The organism is Streptomyces sp. RLA012 (genome assembly GCF_056270325.1).
Genome location: NZ_JBWDPA010000002.1, coordinates 374648 through 393995 on the forward strand (window position 1 = coordinate 374648; position 19348 = coordinate 393995).

16 protein-coding genes, 1 tRNA gene and 1 pseudogene are annotated in these 19348 nt (G+C 66.9%); 12 read left to right on the forward strand and 6 right to left on the reverse strand.

All coding sequences use genetic code 11. The annotated features are described in order from the left end of the window. Positions 1-361: 361 nt before the first annotated feature. The 8 genes and pseudogenes from RV986_RS02065 (at position 362) to RV986_RS02100 (ending at position 9262) form a co-directional block, all read left to right on the forward strand. The gene (locus RV986_RS02065; protein WP_475915725.1) at positions 362-1084 is read left to right on the forward strand and encodes a hypothetical protein; all 723 of its coding nucleotides are present in this window, start codon (positions 362-364) and stop codon (positions 1082-1084) included. A 577-nt stretch (positions 1085-1661) separates the two neighbouring features. Next, the gene (locus RV986_RS02070) at positions 1662-2519 is read left to right on the forward strand and encodes a transposase family protein (protein ID WP_475915726.1); all 858 of its coding nucleotides are present in this window, start codon (positions 1662-1664) and stop codon (positions 2517-2519) included. 210 nt (positions 2520-2729) lie between these two features. Continuing rightward, positions 2730-4495, forward strand: a pseudogene (locus RV986_RS02075) (reverse transcriptase domain-containing protein). A gap of 30 nt (positions 4496-4525) precedes the next feature. Further along, positions 4526-5257 (forward strand): ISAs1 family transposase, encoded by a 732-nt coding sequence (locus tag RV986_RS02080; RefSeq protein WP_475924156.1) that lies wholly within the window; start codon positions 4526-4528, stop codon positions 5255-5257. 678 nt (positions 5258-5935) lie between these two features. Continuing rightward, positions 5936-6202: a hypothetical protein gene (locus RV986_RS02085; protein WP_475915727.1), complete on the forward strand. Its 267-nt coding sequence runs from the start codon at positions 5936-5938 to the stop codon at positions 6200-6202. 471 nt (positions 6203-6673) lie between these two features. Further along, entirely contained in the window at positions 6674-7615 is a 942-nt protein-coding gene (locus tag RV986_RS02090; RefSeq protein WP_475915728.1) for a D-2-hydroxyacid dehydrogenase family protein, read from the forward strand. 455 nt (positions 7616-8070) lie between these two features. Then, positions 8071-8748, forward strand: a complete 678-nt coding sequence (locus tag RV986_RS02095) for a flavin reductase family protein (RefSeq protein WP_475924157.1) — start codon at positions 8071-8073, stop codon at positions 8746-8748. A gap of 100 nt (positions 8749-8848) precedes the next feature. Next, positions 8849-9262 carry a hypothetical protein gene (locus RV986_RS02100; RefSeq protein WP_475924721.1) on the forward strand — a complete coding sequence of 138 codons (414 nt, stop codon included), beginning with the start codon at positions 8849-8851 and terminating at the stop codon, positions 9260-9262. A gap of 287 nt (positions 9263-9549) precedes the next feature. Here RV986_RS02100 and RV986_RS02105 read toward each other — a convergent pair whose 3' ends face one another. Both RV986_RS02105 and RV986_RS02110 read right to left on the reverse strand, forming a co-directional pair. Next, complete coding sequence (locus RV986_RS02105; RefSeq protein WP_475915729.1) at positions 9550-10470, reverse strand: NADP-dependent oxidoreductase; 921 nt, start codon at positions 10468-10470, stop codon at positions 9550-9552. 270 nt (positions 10471-10740) lie between these two features. Next, on the reverse strand, positions 10741-11418 hold the full coding sequence (locus RV986_RS02110) for a sigma-70 family RNA polymerase sigma factor family protein (RefSeq protein ID WP_475915730.1): 678 nt from the start codon (positions 11416-11418) through the stop codon (positions 10741-10743). A 666-nt stretch (positions 11419-12084) separates the two neighbouring features. Here RV986_RS02110 and RV986_RS02115 point away from each other — a divergent pair. The 4 genes from RV986_RS02115 (at position 12085) to RV986_RS02130 (ending at position 15711) form a co-directional block, all read left to right on the forward strand. Then, the gene (locus tag RV986_RS02115) at positions 12085-12807 is read left to right on the forward strand and encodes an alanyl-tRNA editing protein (RefSeq protein ID WP_475915731.1); all 723 of its coding nucleotides are present in this window, start codon (positions 12085-12087) and stop codon (positions 12805-12807) included. Further along, the gene (locus RV986_RS02120) at positions 12807-13382 is read left to right on the forward strand and encodes a helix-turn-helix domain-containing protein (RefSeq protein WP_475915732.1); all 576 of its coding nucleotides are present in this window, start codon (positions 12807-12809) and stop codon (positions 13380-13382) included. Before RV986_RS02115 ends, RV986_RS02120 begins: the two co-directional genes overlap by 1 nt. A gap of 33 nt (positions 13383-13415) precedes the next feature. Continuing rightward, positions 13416-14477, forward strand: coding sequence for a threonine aldolase family protein (locus RV986_RS02125; protein ID WP_475915733.1), 1062 nt, complete (start codon positions 13416-13418; stop codon positions 14475-14477). A 1160-nt stretch (positions 14478-15637) separates the two neighbouring features. Continuing rightward, positions 15638-15711 (forward strand) — tRNA-Met (locus RV986_RS02130). Positions 15712-16046: 335 nt separating this feature from the next. Here RV986_RS02130 and RV986_RS02135 read toward each other — a convergent pair. The 4 genes from RV986_RS02135 to RV986_RS02150 all read right to left on the reverse strand — a co-directional run bounded on the left by RV986_RS02135 (position 16047) and on the right by RV986_RS02150 (position 19342). After that, complete coding sequence (locus RV986_RS02135) at positions 16047-17153, reverse strand: alpha/beta hydrolase family protein (RefSeq protein WP_475915734.1); 1107 nt, start codon at positions 17151-17153, stop codon at positions 16047-16049. Between the two features lie 790 nt (positions 17154-17943). Then, positions 17944-18885, reverse strand: coding sequence for an IS3 family transposase (locus RV986_RS02140; RefSeq protein ID WP_475915735.1), 942 nt, complete (start codon positions 18883-18885; stop codon positions 17944-17946). Beyond that, on the reverse strand, positions 18873-19163 hold the full coding sequence (locus RV986_RS02145; RefSeq protein ID WP_102914224.1) for a transposase: 291 nt from the start codon (positions 19161-19163) through the stop codon (positions 18873-18875). The genes RV986_RS02140 and RV986_RS02145 overlap by 13 nt, the downstream gene beginning before the upstream one ends. A 35-nt stretch (positions 19164-19198) precedes the next feature. After that, entirely contained in the window at positions 19199-19342 is a 144-nt protein-coding gene (locus tag RV986_RS02150; RefSeq protein ID WP_475915736.1) for a hypothetical protein, read from the reverse strand. Positions 19343-19348: the final 6 nt, after the last annotated feature.

A 19348-nucleotide genomic window follows, 5' to 3' on the forward strand; every position in this document is an offset into this window, starting at 1 on the left:
CGCGGAAGCAGAACCCTGGTAGGAGGAGGGAGCCACCTGGCCGGCCCTCCGCGTCACCTATCCGGAGACATTCACCACCTCGTCGAAACAGCAGACCTTGTACTTCGACGTCATACCCACTCGGCACCGGGCCTACGTACGCAGCCCGGACGGAACCCGGGCTCGCGAGTCCGCCTCTCTCGCGATCCACATCGAAGACGCATACTTCACCTGACAGGCAGGCCGGAAAGCAACAAGCAGATTCCTGGGCATCCTGGCGTCGGTGAAGTTGATCCTCATGCGGAGCAAACGGGTCGTCCGGGTCCTTCCGAGCTCCTGAGGCACAAACCGAGCACCCGGCTCGCTGGCTGTTGGAGGAGATATGACCAACCTACTTTCAGAGGTTCTCAAGGCCCATGGCGGCACGGAGCGGTGGGACCGGCTCGCAACCGTGACTGCCACCATCGTCAGTGACGGAGAGCTCTTTGCGGCCAAGGGCCTGCCCCAGGATCTCCAGCCGCGCCGGATGACTGTCGACATGCACAAGGAACACGCTTCGGTGCGCCCCTTCGGGGCTCCCGAACAGCGCTCAGACTTCGCACCCGACCGCATCGCGATCGAACACGCCGACGGCACCGTCGTAGCCGAACGTTTCAATCCACGAGCGTCATTCCGGGGACACACCCTGGAAACGCCCTGGGATCCGCTGGACCGCGCCTACTTCAACGGCTACGCCCTGTGGACGTACCTGACCACGCCGTTCTTCGCGATCATGAACGGTATGGGCGTAGAGGAGGCGGAACCGTGGAACGAGTCGTCAACTGAGCGATGGCGTCATCTGCGGGTCACTTTCCCGGACGACATCGCGAGCCACAGCACCGTGCAGGACTTCTACTTCGGGGACGACTATCTGCTCAGGCGCCACGACTACCACGTTGACATCGCCGGCGGTTTCGCGGCCGCGCAGTACGTCTACGACATCGATGAAGCAGACAGGATCAAGTTCCCCACCAAGCGTCGTGCGTATCTCCGCGGGTCCGACGGGCGTCCCGACCACGATCACCTCATGGTCAGTATCGACCTGAGCGATGTTCACTACTTCTGACAGCACCGGCCAAGCGGAGCCCTGGTTCCTTGCCGAGGAGCGCATCCGAGTGACGATGAGTTGTCCGTGACGGTGTAGCCGTGAGCCTGGTGAGGGTCGGTGCGCATCGCGATACCTCACCCTTGCTTCAGAAGGTTGTTACGGTGCTCCACCAAGCCCTTTCCAACCTGCCGCGCCGACTGAGCAGTTGGCCTGACAGACGGGTGAAGCCCTGGTAGATGGGTTTTCGAGTAAGAGAAATATCTGACCGTTTCGCATTCTGGTTCGGCTACGACTCCACCACCTCCGGCTCTCGCCATCCTCGCTCATGACACTCCAGGGCGCATGCCCGGACCTGCGGCTCGCCACCAGGCCGCAATGCCAGATGATTCCGCTTACCTAGGGCGGCCAGATCGCGGTCAGCCCGGGATGCGCGGTCAGCCGAGGCCCAGGGCTGATGCGTTCTCAGCCGGCGAGATGAGCTGATCGCCTGCGTACGCGCCACCGTGGGTGGTTCGCCCGGTTCGGCAACGAGAGACGCGACCCCTGATGATCAAGGTTGTCGAAGCCTTTGATCACGAACAGGGGTCGCGTTCGCGTGCCATCCTCCCTGATCGGTGTCCTGCAGCGCCACTGCGAGGACATCGACTCCGCCTGCCCGGATCCGGAACCGTCGCAACTCATCTCCCTGGCCGAGGTCTTGGGCCGGATACCCGATCCACGCCGGGTCCGGGGCCGCCGCTACCGCCTGGGCTCCCTGCTCGCGCTGTGTCTGATCGCCGTCCTCGGCGGAGCAACGTCCCTGACGGCCATCGCCCGCTTCGCCGCCGATACCGACTCCGACCTGCGCGAACCACTCGGACTGGCCTCCAGCACACCGAACGCCTCCACCCTGGGACGACTCCTGTCCCGCCTGGACGGCGATGCCCTGGACGACACCGTGGGCGCGTGGCTCGCCCGGTACGCGGCCGACCCGGTCGACGAACCCGGCGACAGGCTGGTCGGCCTGGCCGTCGACGGCAAGACCGTGCGCGGATCCCGCACCGGCGGCACCGCCGTCCACCTGCTCGCCGCTGCACTGCACGCCTGCCAGACCGTGATCGCCCAGCGCCAGGTGGCCGCGAAGAGCAACGAAGTGCGCCACGAGGCGCTCTGTCGTATCCCCGGCTCAGCCGGGAAGAACTCGGAAGGAGGTTCTTGGGCTCAATGGCTAACCCTGAGGCGAAAGCCGACGGGGACAAGAGCATGCCATGGAAACTTGCGGCCGTGTCCAGAGATCAGGAACGGTGCACAGGGGAGTCCGCGTGATATGGCGAAAGCTAGACTGCCTGAATCCCAATCTCCAGTGATGCAACTCTTCATCCACCGGAAAAGATCTCTGAAACCGGTGCCGCGCTCTGCGTCGGATTATTTCGTTGGCGACGCAACTTCCGGAGCGCTGGGCGATGTCCAGTGAGGACATTCAAGGGGATGAGTGGGGCGCCTACGTCACGCTGCAAACGTACGACAGGGACGAACGTGGGATCGCCTACGGACCGCGAGGTCCAGGGCGACGGAGTGCTCATGGTAGTCGTCGGAGTCGCGACCGGCCAGGGAGGACGGGAGAGCCGTCCGCAGGGCGAAGGAGCACAGATGATCGGACACACATGCCTGGGAGGTATGCGAAATGCAGAGTGCTGAAACGGTGCTGGGTGTCCTACGTGAACGCGGCGGCGTGGCCTGCCGTTGGAGGAACTGTATCGACAGATGTTCAATCCGCAGCTGTATCTGCTGGCTTACGGGCGCATCTATTCCAACCACGGAGCGATGACACCCGGAGTCTCGGGAGAAACCGCAGACGGCATGTCCATCGGGAAGATCGATCGCATCATCGATGCGATGCGCCACGAGCGCTTCCGATTCAGCCCGGTGAGGCGCACTCATATTCCCAAAAAGAATGGAAAGATGCGCCCCCTGGGCCTGCCGTCATGGACGGACAAGCTGGTCGGCGAGGTGATGCGCCTATTACTGGAGGCGTACTACGAACCGACGTTTTCCGACCGTTCTCACGGTTTCCGTCCCGGACGCGGTTGCCACACGGCATTGACCGAGGTGGCCAACACGTGGACCGGGACAACCTGGTTCATCGAGGGAGACATCGCCGACTGCTTCGGATCTTTCGACCATGAGGTCATGATCACGATTCTGTCGGAGAAGATCCACGACAACCGGTTCCTGCTGCTGGTGCGCAACATGCTCGCGGCCGGATACATGGAGGACTGGGTCTGGCACGCAACGCTGTCCGGCTCGCCGCAAGGTGGCGTCCTCTCGCCCTTGCTGTCCTCGATCTACCTGCACAAGTTGGACATGTTCATCGAACAGACACTGATTCCCGAACACACCCGAGGAGAAAAGCGGCGGCACAACTCGGCCTACGTCAAGCTGTCCGGCATCATCGAGCGCGGACGCCGACGCGGCGACCGCGCAGTCGTACGGGAGGCGCGCAAACGGCGGCGAACGCTGCCCAGCAAAGACCCCTACGATTCGGGATACCGGCGGCTGAGGTACTGCCGCTACGCCGACGACCATCTCCTTGGTTTCACCGGGCCGAAAGCCGAGGCTGAGCAGATCAAGGCACGTCTGGCGACATTTCTGCGCGAGGAACTCAAGCTCGAACTGTCCCCCGACAAGACACTGATCACCCATGCCCGCTCACAAGCGGCACGCTTCCTCGGCTACGAGATCACCGCTCACCACGATCACCGAAAGGGAGCCCGAGGCCGCAGATGGACCGACGGCTTCATCAAGCTGAACGTGCCGCGATCGGTGATCAAGGCGAAGTGCGCTCGGCACATGCGGCGAGGCAAACCCGCCCACCGCCGCGACCTGGTCAACGAGAGCGACCACACCATCGTCGCGACATTCGGGGCCGAATACCGAGGGCTCGTCCAGTACTACCTGCTCGCCGGAGACGTCTACAAACTGAACCGGCTCGAATGGGTCATGCGAACCGCGATGCTGCGGACCCTGGCCGCCAAGCACCGCTCGTCGGTATCGAAGATGACGACCCGCCACAGGGTCAAGACCGAGACACCATACGGGCTCCGCACGTGCTTCGAGGCCACGCAACCGCGGCAGGGCAGGAAACCACTGGTCGCCCGGTTCGGAGGGATTCCCCTCCGGCGCAACAAGAACGCGGTGCCCTACGACCGCGTCCCCAACCCCACACCCCACCGTCATCGGGAAGTCGTCCGACGACTTCTCCGCAGCGAGTGCGAGCTCTGCCATCAGCGAGGCGAAGTGGAAACCCACCAAATCCGCACACTGGCCGATCTCACCGGCGCGGGGACCGCCACACCGGGTTGGAAGAAGCTCATGGCCGACAAGCGCCGCAAAACCCTGATCGTCTGCGGCGACTGCCACGACTCCATCCACCCCGGAACACCGGCATGATGATCACGGACATGCTCATCGGAGAGCTCACTGCGGGGAAACTCGCACGGTGAGTTCGGAGGGAGGCCGCGCGGAAAAGGACCAGTTCACGCTGGCACCTCGCCGCGCGGCCGACCCTACATCCCCGCCTTCGCCCCATTGCTGGACCGGATCGCCCTGCGCGGAGTCGTCGTCACCGCCGATGCGATGCACACCCAGCGCGCCCACGCCGAACACGTCATCACCGCCGGCGGCCACTACCTCCTGGTGGTCAAGGGCAACCAGAAGAAGCTGCGCAAGCAGCTGCGGCGCCTGCCCTGGAAGCAGATTCCGCTGCAGGCACGCACCACCGGGGCCGGACACGGCCGCCGCGAGGTCCGCCGCCTGAAGGTCTGCACCGTCCGTCCCGGCCTGCTCTTCCCGCACGCCGTCCAGGCCATGGAGATCAAGCGCCGCCGCACCCACCGCAAGACCGGCAAGGTCGAGACGAAGACCGTCTACGCGATCACCAGCCTCCCGCCCGAACAGGCAAGCCCGACGCAACTCGCCGAACTCATCCAGAATCACTGGTCAGTTGAAGCCCTGCACCACGTCAGAGACGTGACGTTCGGCGAGGACGCCTCGCGAGTACGCACCGGCACCGCACCCCGCGCCATGGCCACCCTGCGCAACCTCGCCATCGGACTCATGCGCCAAGCAGGCTGGACCAACATCGCCGCCGCAGCCGATCACTACCGGTCACGACCTCAGCACGCAACCGCCATGCTCCGACTCACAGCGTGAGAACGCATTGCCCCTGAGCCGAGGCCCTCGCTGACCTGCCCGCAGGGGAGATGACCTGTGCGCTGCCCGACGGAAGCCTTCCAGCGGTCATCGACCGCCTGCGGCAGGCCGTAACTGCCGACCAGGCGGCCCTCGGCCATGCCAGCATCGACCGTCAGCTTCGACGCGCTTGAGTGAACAGCCCGCGAGACAGCCAGGCGGCGCCGCCCTCGGGCTGCAGCGCCGCATGACTACATCATCGAAGTCAGCGGCAGTACCCTCGTCGGCCGCTGCATCAGCCGCTACAAGGCCTTCGCCGGCCTGCTCGTGCCATCCCCCCCCCGACATCACCGTCAACCTCAGCCTGGCGTCCGGCTCCCTCGGCATCCACGACGTCGAACGGGTCCGCTCCGCGCGACGGCAAAAGGGGACTCGCATGCTCCCAACGCACAGCAGGAGAGTCATGAACCGTCGTGTCGTGTACGCCCGCGGCGGGTTTCCCGCCGACGTCCTGACCATTGTCGAGGAGCCGGAGCCAGCAGCACTGCGGGGCGGTCAGGTTCTCGTCCGCACCACCGCATTCCCGGTGCACCCTGATGATCTCCAGGCCGTCGAGGCCCACCCGGGAAGGCTGCAACGCCGGTTCCGGCCGGTGTCGAGGCCACCGACGCGGTGGAGGCGATCGGCCCGAATGCGCGTGTGGCACCGGGTGTCGAGGTCGGCGGACGCGTCACGGTCTTCCCTCAGCCGCGTGCGTGGTCCCAGTGGATCGTGGCGGACACCGAGGTGACCGTCGCCGCCCCTGACAAGCTGTCGGCCGAGGTCGCCGCGCAGATGCGTCGGCTTCTGCTGAGGTGGCTGGGCGGCGCCGGACCCTGGACGTGCACCCCCACCTGGCAGCCGGTCGGCAGCAGCTCCACCAGCAGGTCTACACCACCATCTACCAGCCGACTTGGACCATACTGATGACATCGGGACGCCGGCCTGACTCGTCCTCGCCTCAACGCGGCAACCCGAGCAAGCTTAGCGGTCGCCTGCCGCTCATGCTCCGGCCGCGCCTCCCGCCCAGCCCGTGCCGTCGCCCGATGTCCCGCCTCCGGCATTCCGTAGCACACACGGTCACGGAGACCACGTGCCGCACGTGATTCCTCATACCGAGGCATGAGTGCGAACCTGGAATGCGAACCTGGAATGCATCGAAACGTCTGATCCTTGTGCCGTCACAACACACCCTTCCTACCGGATCGGTCTTCTCCGGACACCCATTCACCTCGTTCCCCCGCGGACGGCTGGACGGGGCACCGCATGGTCGCTCTCGGCGTTCTGATGGCGGCCGCGTCAGTCCGCCACTTGCCGTCGCCGGACCAGCCGCGCCAGGAAGGTCAAACCCCACCCACCGACACTTCGGTCCGATTGACAAAAGTAGGAGGATTCCGTATGAGAATCGCGATTCTGGACGACTATCAAGGCGTTGCGCTGGGCCTGGCCGACTGGGATTCGCTCCAGGCCGAGGTGCATGTCTTCACTGAAGCCTTCGAAAACGAGGGGGCGGTTGTGACGGCGCTCGCCGAGTATGAGGTAGTCGTGGCCATGCGAGAGCGGACTCCCTTTCCGTCCTCAACTCTGAATAGACTGCCACGCCTGAAGTTGCTCGTCACCACCGGGCCGGTCAACGCGGCAATCGATCTGGACGCCGCACGCAGTTTGGGTATCACCGTGTGCGGTACGGGATATTTCTCGTACCCGACGGTTGAACTGAGCTGGGGGCTCATTCTTTCCGCGGCACGCTTGATCCCACAACAGGTGGAATCCGTCCGCCGAGGTGGCTGGCAAGAGGGGCTGGGGACGAGCCTTAGAGGCGCCACTCTGGGAGTGCTGGGCCTTGGACGGCTGGGGACTGCAGTAGCGGATATTGGGCGTGCTTTCGGCATGCAGACCATTGCCTGGAGCAAGAACCTGACACCCGCGGACGCGCAGGCGAAAGGAACGACATACGTTTCGCGAGATAAATTGTTCATGCGCTCCGATGTATTGAGTATTCACGTAGTACTCAGTGAGCGCACCCGAGGCCTCGTCGGTGAGCATGAACTGGGCCTCATGAAGTCGACGGCGATTTTGGTGAATACCTCGCGCGGGCCTGTGGTGGACGAGGCGGCGCTGCTCAAGGCATTGGCCGAGAAGAGGATTGGTTCAGCGGCGCTGGATGTCTTCGATCGCGAACCTCTTCCGGCAGATCACCCCCTGCGTTCACTGAGCAACGCTGTGGTGACACCCCATATCGGCTACGTAAGTCGGGATCTGTATGAGGTCTTCTATCGGGACGCCGTCGAGGACATCGCCGCATGGAATGCCGGAACCCCTGTTCGCATGCTGTCCTGACGGTCCGCAACGTGCTCCCGGAAAGCACCGTCGCCCCTATCCGATCCGCGCCATCCTCTGCGGATCACGTCGCTTGCAAGGTGGAGCCGTAGGTCGGCCCAACAGAGAAATGGAGACTGCCATGACTGTTGCGAGGCGGCGGGCCCAGGACATCTTCGGGATCGACCGGGCCGGCCGACAGCCCAGCCTCTCCCGGCAAGCCGGGCATCAAATGACTCCGGGGCGTAGCTCTTTCGGCATAGGTGAGGCACATACGTTTCCCTCATAGAGGGCTCAACAAGGAGTGCTGGACCAGCCTTTCCTTCCGCGCCGGCGCTACCTCGCGGGTCGCATCTGCGCACGTGTCGCCGCAGCTGACTCCCAATGCCATCCGCAACCGACGGAGGTCTCAAATGATCATTGACGCTGCGGAACTCGACTCCACTCACGCATAGAAGCTGCTGATCGGCAGCATCATTCCGCGCGCCGAGGCCTGGGTCAGCACGGTCTCTCCCGAAGGCGTCGCCGACCTCGCACCCGTCTCCTTCTTCACCTTCTTCACCGCAGTCGGGCGGAAGCCGCCCATGGTCTCGCTGACACTGCAGCCGTATGCCGACGGGCAGACACTGAAGGACACATACAACAACATCCGTGAGACTGAGGAATTCGTCACCAACCTGGAGACGCTGCCGCAGGCTGACGCCATGCACAGTTCGGCGTTCGAGTTCGACCCGGGTCTGGACGAATTCGAGGCGCTCGGACTGGAGAAGGCACCGTCCGTGGTGGTGTGCGCGCCTCGGGTCAAGGGGGCGTCGATCTCCATCGAGTGCGTCGTCGACCGCATCATTCCGGTCGGGGACGACGGGGTCGATCACGTCGCGTGGGACAGGGTGGTGCGATTCCACGTCAGGGACGACCTGTGTCTGGAGCGCGGACGCATCGACACCGCCGCACTGTCGGCCGTCGACCGACTCGCCGCCGAACACACGCTGGTCGACAACGTCTTCACCACACCCCTTGACGAGGAACTGCTCGCGGCGCGGCGCGGGCGCCGGATGGAGCGCCTGGACGCAAAGCCGAGCGGCTGGTCCCCGATCAACACCAAGGACTGGCCCCCCTCGGGCTCGACGTCCGCTCCGGGTGTGTCAATTTAACGGCTTTGTCACGTAATCGGTGGTGCCGAAGCGTGGCGCCTATCGGAGGAGGATGCGGTGGCGGAGCAGGGTGAAACCGGCCCGTCCGTGTATCTGCCTCGTGATCCTCTTCATGCTGGCGTTATGGGCTGCGGAAAGCGCAACGCCGGTGACGCTCGAATGGCTGGCCGACCGGCTGTTGACCACGACCGCAACGGTCCGCGGCGTCATCGAGCACCCGAGAGTAGGCCGCGCGCTGAGCGTCGTCGGCAACCTCGATGATGTCGACGCCCCGCTGACCGTGACGGCCCTCGCCAAGAAGCCCGCGGAAGTGCGAACCGCCACGGTCCCGGCGCTCCCGCCGCAGCCTGGATCGGCGGCCCGTCGATCGACGCCCGGTGTACGAGGTGTACGACCGGTGGCTGCGCGCCCCACGGTCAAGCGCCAGGACGCGACGGGCACGGAGGAAAGGCAGGCACCGCCCGACAGGCACGACAAGCGACCCGGCGCAGACCCGGAGCAGGCGGGCCGATAGAAGCCGTTGATCTGGAAGGTGCGAACCTTCGGCAACTCGACCAGGAGGGGGGAAAGGCCCGACGTGGCGGCACTCTCCTCCACCGCCGTCGACAAGACGAGAAGACGATGAGGCAATGAGGGCCTTGTAGCCGACCGGGTGCTGCTTTCCGATGTTCACGCGCTGCTTCGCGGTCATGAATTCCTCTATTCCTCGGAGAGGGCGGCCAGCCAGAATGACACCAGCCATGCGTGTTTCCATCACGATTGCGTCCCCACTCAGTCCTCCGCGACTCAGTCTTCCGCGACTCAGTCTTCCGCGATTCGGATGATGGTCTTGCCGGGGGTACGCCGGTCCGGGGCGAACGCGGCAGGCGCCTCGGCCAGCGGACGCACGGCACCGACGATCGGCTTGAGCCGCCCGTCCCGCAACCGCTGGGCGAGGTCCGCCAGCCTGTTGCGGTCGGGTTCGACGACGAAGAAGACGGACTGCCCGTCCTCGGGCTGGACGGTGGGCGGCTGAGCGATGGTGACGAGCGTGCCACCGGCGCGTACGAGAGCGGTGGAACGGTTGAGGATCTCACCGCCGATCACGTCGAAGACCACGTCGACCTCACCGGCGTCCTCCAGCTTGTCGGCCTGAAGGTCCAGAAAAGTGTCCACACCGAGAGCGAGGGAGGTGTCCCGGCCGGCGGCCCGGCCGGTGCCGATGACCCGGGCTCCCACCTCGCGGGCGAGCTGCACCGCGATCGAACCGACACCGCCTGCGGCGCCGTGGATCAGGACGGTCTGGCCGGTGGCGAGGTGCGCGTGGTCGAACAGTCCCTGCCAGGCGGTGAGTCCGGAGATCGGCAGTGCGGCGGCCACGGTGTGGTCGACGTCCGCCGAGAGCGGAGCGAGGTTACGGGCCTCTACTGCGGTGTATTCGGCCAGGGAGCCGTTGCGGGTCCAGTCGGTCAGGCCGAATACTCGCTGGCCGACGGTCAGGCCGGTGGTGCCGTACCCCAGCTCGACGACGACTCCCGACAGCTCGTGGCCGGGCACGCTCGGAGTACGGTCGCGGCCGGCCCGATCGGCCCACGTTCCCGGCCAGTCCAGCTCTCCGGGGGTGAACCCGGCGGCATGCACCCGCACGATGACGTCGTTCTCAGCGGCATGGGGATAGGGCATGTCCGTCAGGGTGAGACCGGCAATACCCGACTCGCGGTCTTGAACGGTGATGGCTTGCATGACAGGTCCTTCCTGTGGGGGGATTCTCGGATTCGAGTGCCTTGGCCACTTGCGCGACAGGCAGCTGGGAGCGAAGCGCCGCTGATCCGGCTCTTCGAATTTCATGAGAACAGAGTCAAAAGGAATCACGCGGCCGTGGAGCAATGGAATTTTGGCATGAACGTGGAGCGCATCACCTCCGACGCTCATGAACAGATATTTTTTGACCACATACCGAATTGACCACCCTGGGCCCTCGCCGGGCGACGACGTGCTGTCACCGATCGCCGGTCATCCCGCATTCACGGTCGGCGGTTCCGGGTGGAAGGCGCCGGGCACCGGAGCCATGCATGGCTCCGGTGCTGTCGCGGCAGGATTCGTGGCGGACAACTGAAGGTCTCCTTGGTCTTTCTGGCCCTGTGCTCTCATCAGGGAGACGAGGTGGCCCACCGAGGTGTGACAGCTCAGAGATGCGAAAGTTTTTCCGGGTTGAAGGGCGAGCTCACCATCGACCTCCACGACGTCGATACGGTCCGGACGCCACTGACGCCCCACTCGCACCATGACCTCGGCGACGCGCAGACCACCCTGGATGAGCTTGCGGGCCGCAGCGATCTTGCCGCCGCCGTCGGTGACGTACACAGCGTCTGGATGAAGAAGTCTGACCGGGCCGGCCAGATCCCCGGTTTCGTAGGCAGCGTGGAAGGCCGCGAGCACGCGTTCCCGCTCCGCCTTGGGCGCTTGCCGCGTGCCCTGCCTCGCCCCGGCCACTCGTCGCCGTGCCCGTGAGGCATGCTGCCGGGCGGCCGGCGCGGAGGTGCTCAGCACTTCGGTGATCTGACCGAACGCAAGACCGAAGACATCGTCACCTACGACGCATTGATGCCCGCGGTCGAGGAGGGCCGAGAGCCGCGCAGCTCGTTCCGGCACATCTTCCCGGCCGAGATCCGGCAGCGCGTGCTGGATCACTGGGACGACCGACCCGTGTCTCTGCGCGTCGCGGTGGCCGCAGAGTCAGGTGCCACCGCGGCGGGAGATCTGCCGGAGGTTTCCTCGCCGTGGCAGAGGTCGACCAGAGGGTTCCACCCGCGGTGGATACGGCCGCCCCCGTGGTATCTGCGACCGGTGGTTCGCATGCCACGCGCGGGATCACAACGTGGGCGGGTACCTCCGCGGCAGCCGCAGCGAACCCGGCGAGAAGGTCACCGAGTTGCTCCGGAGTCGCGGTCGACGGAGCGGGAGACAACCCGCTGGGCCGCAGCGCGATGACGTGCATCGGGCATGCCACGCATGTCTCGGCCTGCATCTCCGGCTCGGCGGCGCCATCCGCGGTGGGCGGGCCGGTGAAGAGCAAGGGGTTGGCTGCTCCGCTGTTTCCAGGCAGATGAGGTGGCTCCGATGCCTGATGTCCGACTGCCCTCACGGCTCCGGACTTGGCACCGTCTGCCGGGTGGCGGAGCGCAAGATCGTATGGATCCACGACTTCCGTCACCTGCGCATGCTGGGAGATCCGCGACGACACCCATCTCCGGGATGCGCAGCGTGCGCAAAATCGCATCACCTCGATCACGATCGGAGTCGTTCACTAAAACGAACGCTGGGTTCACTTCCTCGATAGTTCGGTATAGTGAACGTATGGTTCATTCCATCGAGACTCTTCAGGTAGGCGCACAAGTCAGCGCCTACCTCGATGACACCTACCTGGAGCAGGTCGATACGCGAGTGATCGCGGTCGGCGAGACGGACGGGACGCGATGGGCGGCCGTCGAGCACTGCCTGTTCCATCCGCAGGGCGGGGGCCAGCCCGCCGACCGAGGATGGCTGGAGGACACGGAGATCACCCCGATCCGGGACCGCGAGTCGGGACTGATCGTGGCGATCGCGCCCGAGGACGGCAGCCTTCTGCCCCTCGCCGAGGGGCAGAAGGTACGAGCCCGGATCGACCTCCAGACCCGGACAGCTCACGCCGCGCTGCACACGGCCGGACACCTCGTCGAAGCGGTCGGGCGGATGCAGGGGTGGGAGATGGTCGGCAGCAACCATTTCCCCGGTCAGGCACGCATCGAGTTCCAGGCGCCCCGGACGGACGCGCGGCTGGCCGACCCGGAAGGGCGGGAGGAGGTGACTGCCGCACTGCGCGCCGCGGCGGCAGCCGCGGTCGCCGACGATCTGCCGGTCTTCGCACGGTGCCTCGCCGACGGGCGGCGCGTGGTGCACCTGGACGCGCTGCACGCCGCGCCGTGCGGGGGCACGCACGTCCGCAGCCTCGGCGATCTGGCCGAAGTGGTGCTGCCGACACTGAAGGTCAAGAAGGGCCGCATCCGCGTGTCCTACACCGCAACGCACAGAAGCCGCTGATGACGCCCCCGCCGGCCGGCCGCCAGCCGGTGAGCAGTACCGCGGCCGCGGTCGGCGCGAAGATCCGTCTGCGCCGCCAGCAGCGCGGTATGAGCGCCGCGGAGATGGCCCGGCGCGCCGGGCTGAGCAAGGCCACGCTGTCGCAGCTGGAGGCCGGCAACGGCAATCCGACGATCGACACCCTGGACGCGATCGCGATCGCCCTGCGCATCCCGATCGCCGACCTGCTGGCGCGTGACGCCGACACCGGGCCGGTCTTCCGGCCGGGCACGGACATCGAGCCCGGCGAGGTCTCCCGGGAACTGCTGCGCCGCATCAGCAGCGGCAACAGCCTGGAGATCTGGCGGCTGCGCATCCCGGCCGAGACGGAGCTGCCCGGCGTCCCGCACGCCACCGGCACGATCGAGCACCTGCTCATCGCCACCGGGCACGTCACCGCCGGCCCCGTCGATGCCCCACAGGATCTGGGCCCCGGCGACATGCTCGCCTTCGCCGGGGACGCCCCGCACTTCTACCGCACCGGCGCCGAGGAAGTGGACATCACCGTCGTCTTCGCCTCCCCCATCAGTACCTGAGACATCAGTACCTGAGACCAAGGAAGACCCCTCATGAGCACCACCATCGCCATCACCCCCTCCAGCCGTGCCTTCATCAGCGACAACATGGCCGGGGCATCCCCGCAGATAGCCCGGGCCGTCACCGACGCGGCCGCCGGACAGGTCCTGCCGTACGGCAACGACCCCTTCACCGACAGCGCCCGCCGCAGGCTCGGCGAGATCTTCGAGCGGGACGTCGACGTCTTCCCCGTCTCCACCGGGTCCGCCGCCAACGGCCTGAGCCTGGCCGCCCTCACCCCGCCGTGGGGCAGCGTGCTCTCACACCCCGGCAGCCACATCAACACCGACGAATGCGGCGCGCCGGAGTTCTTCACCAACGGCGCCAAACTCGTCGGTGTCCCAGGCTCCGACAGCAAGATCGACCCCGAAGCGCTGCAGACGGCGGTACGCCGCCGGGCCGGTGACGTGCACAGTGTGCAGCCGTCCGCGGTGAGTATCAGCCAGGCCACCGAGAGCGGCAGCGTCTACACCCTGGAGGAGATCCGCCGCCTGTCCGCCATCGCGAAGGACGCAGGACTGCGCGTCCACATGGACGGCGCACGCTTCGCCAACGCCCTGGACCATCTCGGCGCCACCCCGGCCGAGATGACCTGGAAGGCCGGCATCGACCTCCTGTCCTTCGGCGCCACCAAGAACGGCGCGATGACCGCCGACGCCATCGTCTCCTTCGACCCCGCACTCGCCACCGAGCTCGCCTTCCGCGCCAAGCGCGCCGGCCAGCTCGCCTCCAAGATGCGCTTCCACGCGGCCCAGATCGACGCGTACCTCACCGACGGCCTGTGGCTGCACAACGCCCGCCAGGCCAACGCGATGGCCACCCGGCTCGGCGACGGCCTCAAGGCGATCCCCGGCACCGGCCTTCTGGCCACGCCGCAGGCCAACATCCTTTTCTGCCGCCTGCCCCAGCAAGTCACCGAGGGACTCCTCGCCGAGGGCTACGCCTTCTACCACGACCGCTGGGAACCGGGGACCGTCCGGTTCGTCACCGCCTTTTCCCACAGCGCCGACGACATCGACCAGCTCCTCGACGCGGTCCGCCGCCACACCCGCTGACCGACGGCCGGGGGACGCGGCGTGTGAGGGCTCGCGGGTTGGTCCTGCTCGGCACCACGGCGAACGCGGACCATCTGCAATCCGTTCGCCGGCGGCTGGTCCCGCAACCGCTGCTGTTCCAGCTTCTGCCCGCCGTTCGACACCCATGCGTCGGCCTGAGCGACACGCACGTACTCAGCTCGATCCGCTCACCGCTGCCGGGTGCCGAACAGGCGTCAGCCTGATCCGCGGCCGACGGCCTGCTCCAAAACGAACCCGCGCGCTGCTGCGCACAACTCGTGCCGTTCGCATGCGAGTTCCACCCTTGAGTGGCCTCAGATTAATGGAACCCGCGCGCTTCCAACCGCAGCAAGGCCGACCAGGACCCCAGCACCTGGCAGCCGCCCGCCCAGGGCTACCACTGCCAGTACGCAACACACTGGGTCGCCGACAAGGCCAGGTGGGGCCTGTCCATCGACCCCACCGAACACGCCACGCTCTCCGAGACCCTCAGCAACTGCCCCGACCAGCCCATCACCGTCACCCCTCGCCCGCTGCCCCCCGCACCACCCTCCGCAGCAGAGCCCGTCATCCGGTGCAGCCACAACCCCTACTCCACCGAGTCCATCTGCTCCTGCGTCAAATACAGCCGCCACCGCTTGATCCCGTAATCACACAAGGCCGTACGGACCCGCTCCGCCAGCCCGCCGGTCGGGCGCTACCCGGAGCCGGTCTGTGAGGCCGACGAACACACGCAGCGCCGCCATCTGCGACGGGAGCAGCTCAACCAGCTGCCGGTCCGCTTCCTCCCCGCCCGGCGGGAGCTCGGCCCGAAGGCGAGAGCAACCCTAGGTGAGGGTGTCGTGGCCGTACAGCGTCAGGACCGACAGCGCCCTCCCCCAACACCTCATCCCACTCCCCGCGTTGCGTGCCGCACCCGTACGCATCCGCCGACCGTAGACGTCGATGCCGGTCCAGGCAGCGCCAAGGCGGGGAAGGCCGGCCCGTTGGGGGAATTTGTCCGTTGCTCAGTGCGCTCTCGGCGAGCCAGCGGATTCACGGCCTGGCCGCCAACGAGGAGGTCGGAGGAAGTAGCAGCCGCGACCGCCGACGCCCCTCGCGGCGGGCAGGCGATCATGGTCTCGGGACCCGGATAGTTGGCGTAAGGTGGGGGAATCCGACGCGGGGTGGAGCAGCTCGGTAGCTCGCTGGGCTCATAACCCAGAGGTCGCAGGTTCAAATCCTGTCCCCGCTACTGACGGCTGAGGGGCCAGCACAGTGTGCTGGCCCCTCAGCCGTGTCCAGCCATGGGGCGCGCGGCGTTGCAGCACGCGCGCCGGACAGGCCGAACTGCGTGTCGGCGGCGCAGTGGACCGACGGTGAACCGGTCACTTGCCAGCAGTGGCACGCCACGCCCTGGCCGCTGACCGCCGGGACCGCGGGATGCGTGGGGCCCGAACGTGGATTTGGTGCGTCGGTCCGCGACCTGCCGCAAGGGGCCGCGATGTAGGTGTTGTCTCATGACGACGTCATCAAGGTCGGTCTCAGGTCTGTGGCATCTGACCTGCGGCGTGAGCGCGCGCTCATGCGTTACGGCCGGTCGTTGTGGAAGGTGATCTCGGGGAAGTCGGCTGTTGGTCCGGCGAGCAGTCGTTGGGGGAGGCCGCGCAGGTGTTGGTCGAGGAACGCGGCGACGTAGGTGCGGGTCAGACGGATGCCGCGGGCGGGGTCGAGCGGCATCGGCAGGTCGACGCCGGCCTGGTGGACCAGCAGGTCCAGGTCCGTGAAGGAGTAGTGGTCGGCGTCCGTGACGGTCAGCCACCGCTTCCAGCCGGACATACGGGGCCACACTGCATCCCAGGACGGGTCGTAGCTGCCGCCGGGGTGATGGTCGTCGAGGCTGCCGAGCAGGAGGAACGGGCGGTTGAGCGGATCGGCCGGCAGCATCGGTCCGTCGAGGTTGACCCCGGCGTCGACGCGATCATCGGCGCGCAGCGTGGTGGCTGCGGCATCCCCGCCCATGGAGTGCCCCACGACGGCGACGTGGCGCTCGTCGACCAGTGGGTGGTGGCGGAGTTCGGTGAGCACGAAGGACAGGTCGGTGCCCCGATTGAGCGCGATCGGGGCGATGCCGATCTTGTCGGGTAGCTCGCAGGCCGCGCAGGGCAGCACCCCGCCCGGGAACCTCGCGGCGACGGACTCGAAAGCATGGTCGACGGTGGCGGCGATGTAGCCGCGGGAGGCGAGGTCCTCGGCCAGGGCGGTGAGGGTGTGGCGGGGGACGGTGAAGCCCGGCGAGAGCAGGACGAGCGGGCGCCGACCGGGCAGCGGACGGGCGCCGGTACGCGACCAGGTGCGGGTTTTGGCCAGCCGTTCGGCGGTGAACTGCGGACCGAGCTGGGCGAAGTCCACGAGTGCGGTGGCCTCGGCCATGTCCATGTAGGCAGCCGGGCTGCCAGTACCCCGCACAGCCGGGTAGTACAGGGTGACCATGAGCTGTCGCGGCCCGGCTTCGGGCACCCAGGGATCGACACGGTCGCGGTCGGTGAGGGCGAGCGTGGCACGCCCGACCGCATCAGGTCCGGTGGGCGCCGGCAGTGTCAGGACCACCGTGGCCGCATCAGCGGTGGGGATGGATAAGGCGAGCACGCAGAGCGCGGTGACCACGGCGGCCAGCAGGGCACGAAGCTTTCGCATGCCTCGACTGTGCCTGGGGACGACGGAGGCGAACATCAGGGAACACCCGGAGACAGACCCTGAGTTCAGGGCTCGACGTGCGCGGCGACGAAGAGGTTGCCGGGATCGTCCCCGTTCGCACCCGGGGCGTCCACGCCCTTCATCTGCATTTGCCGTCCGTGCTGTCGGTGCCGTCGGTGCCCTCCGTGCCGGACGTCGGCGGGGAGGCGAATCCTCCTGGCACCATGATCGAGACCGGTACCGACTCCTACCGCCGGCCGCGCCCGCGCGGAGCAGCAAGCCGCGGCTGGCCGACCGCCTCGCCATCACGGACAGCGGCGCGGGGCCTTTCGCAGGCCGTTGGCAGTCCCCGCTCTGCAAATCGCGAAGGTGCCCGAAGACGCGCGGCACTCGCTGATCGGGCTGGGTGGCGAATGCCGCTGCCGGATCGATGCCGGATGCGGGCAGCGTTACGCCGTCGTCCGACCGCCCGTGGCCTGCGCCGGGCGGCGCCCCAGAGTCTTCGACCATCCGGGATCGATGCTGGTCAGACGGGGTTTCCTCCACCCCTGATGGCCAGAGTGGTCCGGTCAACAGGTGCACCGGGCCTGGCGAGTGGGGCAGCGTGATCGTCAGCGGGGCGGCCGGTTCGGGCCGCGGCCGCTCCCCTCCCCCAACCCACCTGCATGGAGGTTTGCCATGAGTGAGATCACCCCTGCCCCCGACGGTCTGGGCGCGACCGGACATGCGCAGCAGCCGTCAGACGAAATGCTGCTGGAGTGTCAATCCCCTGGTTGCGTAGAGACGTTGGTTATGCGGCCCGGCCTTCCTGATCGGTCCGAGCTCGCGCTTCCTGGATGATCCGTTCGAACTCGGCGGGTGGCTTCCCCCCGGCCGCGCTGTGACGGCGTTTCGTGTTGTAGAAGTCCGCGATCCACGTGGCGGTCTTCAGCCGGGCCTCGGTGCGGGTGGCGAAGGTGTGCCGGTGGATGTACTCGACCTTGAGGACCGAGTGGAACGACTCCGCGGCGGCGTTGTCCAGCGCCGACCCGACGCGCCCCATCGACTGCACCACGCCCCACCTGCCGCACAGCTGCTGGAACGCCTCGGACGTGTATTCGCTGCCGCGGTCCGTATGGAAAATGACGCCGTCGACCTGGCCGCCCCGGGTCGCGATCGCCATCTGCAGGGCCGCGCTGACCAGCGCGGCGTCGTGCCGCGCGCCCATCGCGTAGCCAAGGGCGCGGCGGGAGAAGGCGTCGTGGACGGATGCGAGGTAGAGCTTGCCCTCTCCGGTCTCGATCTCCGTCATGTCGCCCCACCACAAGACGTCGGGAGCGATGGCGTCGAACTTGCGTCGCACCAGGTCAGGAGCGGTCTTCCGCTTGCCTGGGCGGGTGAGCGAGCGGCGTCGACGAGGCGGCTTGCGGCCCTGCAGGCCGAGTTCGGCCATGATCTCGGCGACGGTGTTCTGCGACACCTGCCAGCCCTCCTCCCACAAATCCAGCGTGATCCTCGGCGAGCCGTACGTCCGGCCGGAGCAGTCGAAGAAGTAACGGATCCGCTCGGCCAGCTCTGCGCGTCTGATCTCGCGTTTTGTCGGCTCGGACGGCCTGCGGCGCCACTTGTAGAACCACGCCTCCGACACGCCCAGGGCCCGACAGGAGGTGCGGTGCGAAATGCTGTGCACGGTCTTCTGGTCGCTGATCACCCCGACAAGCAACGCCGGGTCCGCCACAGCTACTTCACCCACAAGACCATGCAGCGTTTGAGCACATCACGCTCCATGGCCAGCTCCTTGTTGTCCTTCTTCAGCTGCGCGTTCTCCCGCCGCAGCCGCGCGAGCTCCTCGCTCTCACCCGTCGCCGTGGCCCCGCCGGCCCTGCGAGCCCGCGACACCCAACTCGCCAGCGTGGTCTCGTTGATCCCGAGATCCTCCGCGACCTGCGCGATCGGCTTGCCGGTCTCGGCGACGATCCGCACAGCCCCCTCACGGAACTCCGCGTCGAACTTCCGCCTCTTGCCTGCCATGACCCTCAACTTCCCCTGCAGTCAGGGTCTCTACGCTACGAGGGGAAGGTCAGGTCCCGGCTGGGCAGCACGACGTACGAAGGCTGGTGCGAGAAGGCCGCACGCCAGGCCTGGGGTTGCGCGCCGAAGTACCCCTCGGCCATCGCCCACTGGAAGCGCAGCGGGCTCCGGCACACCACCGGCAA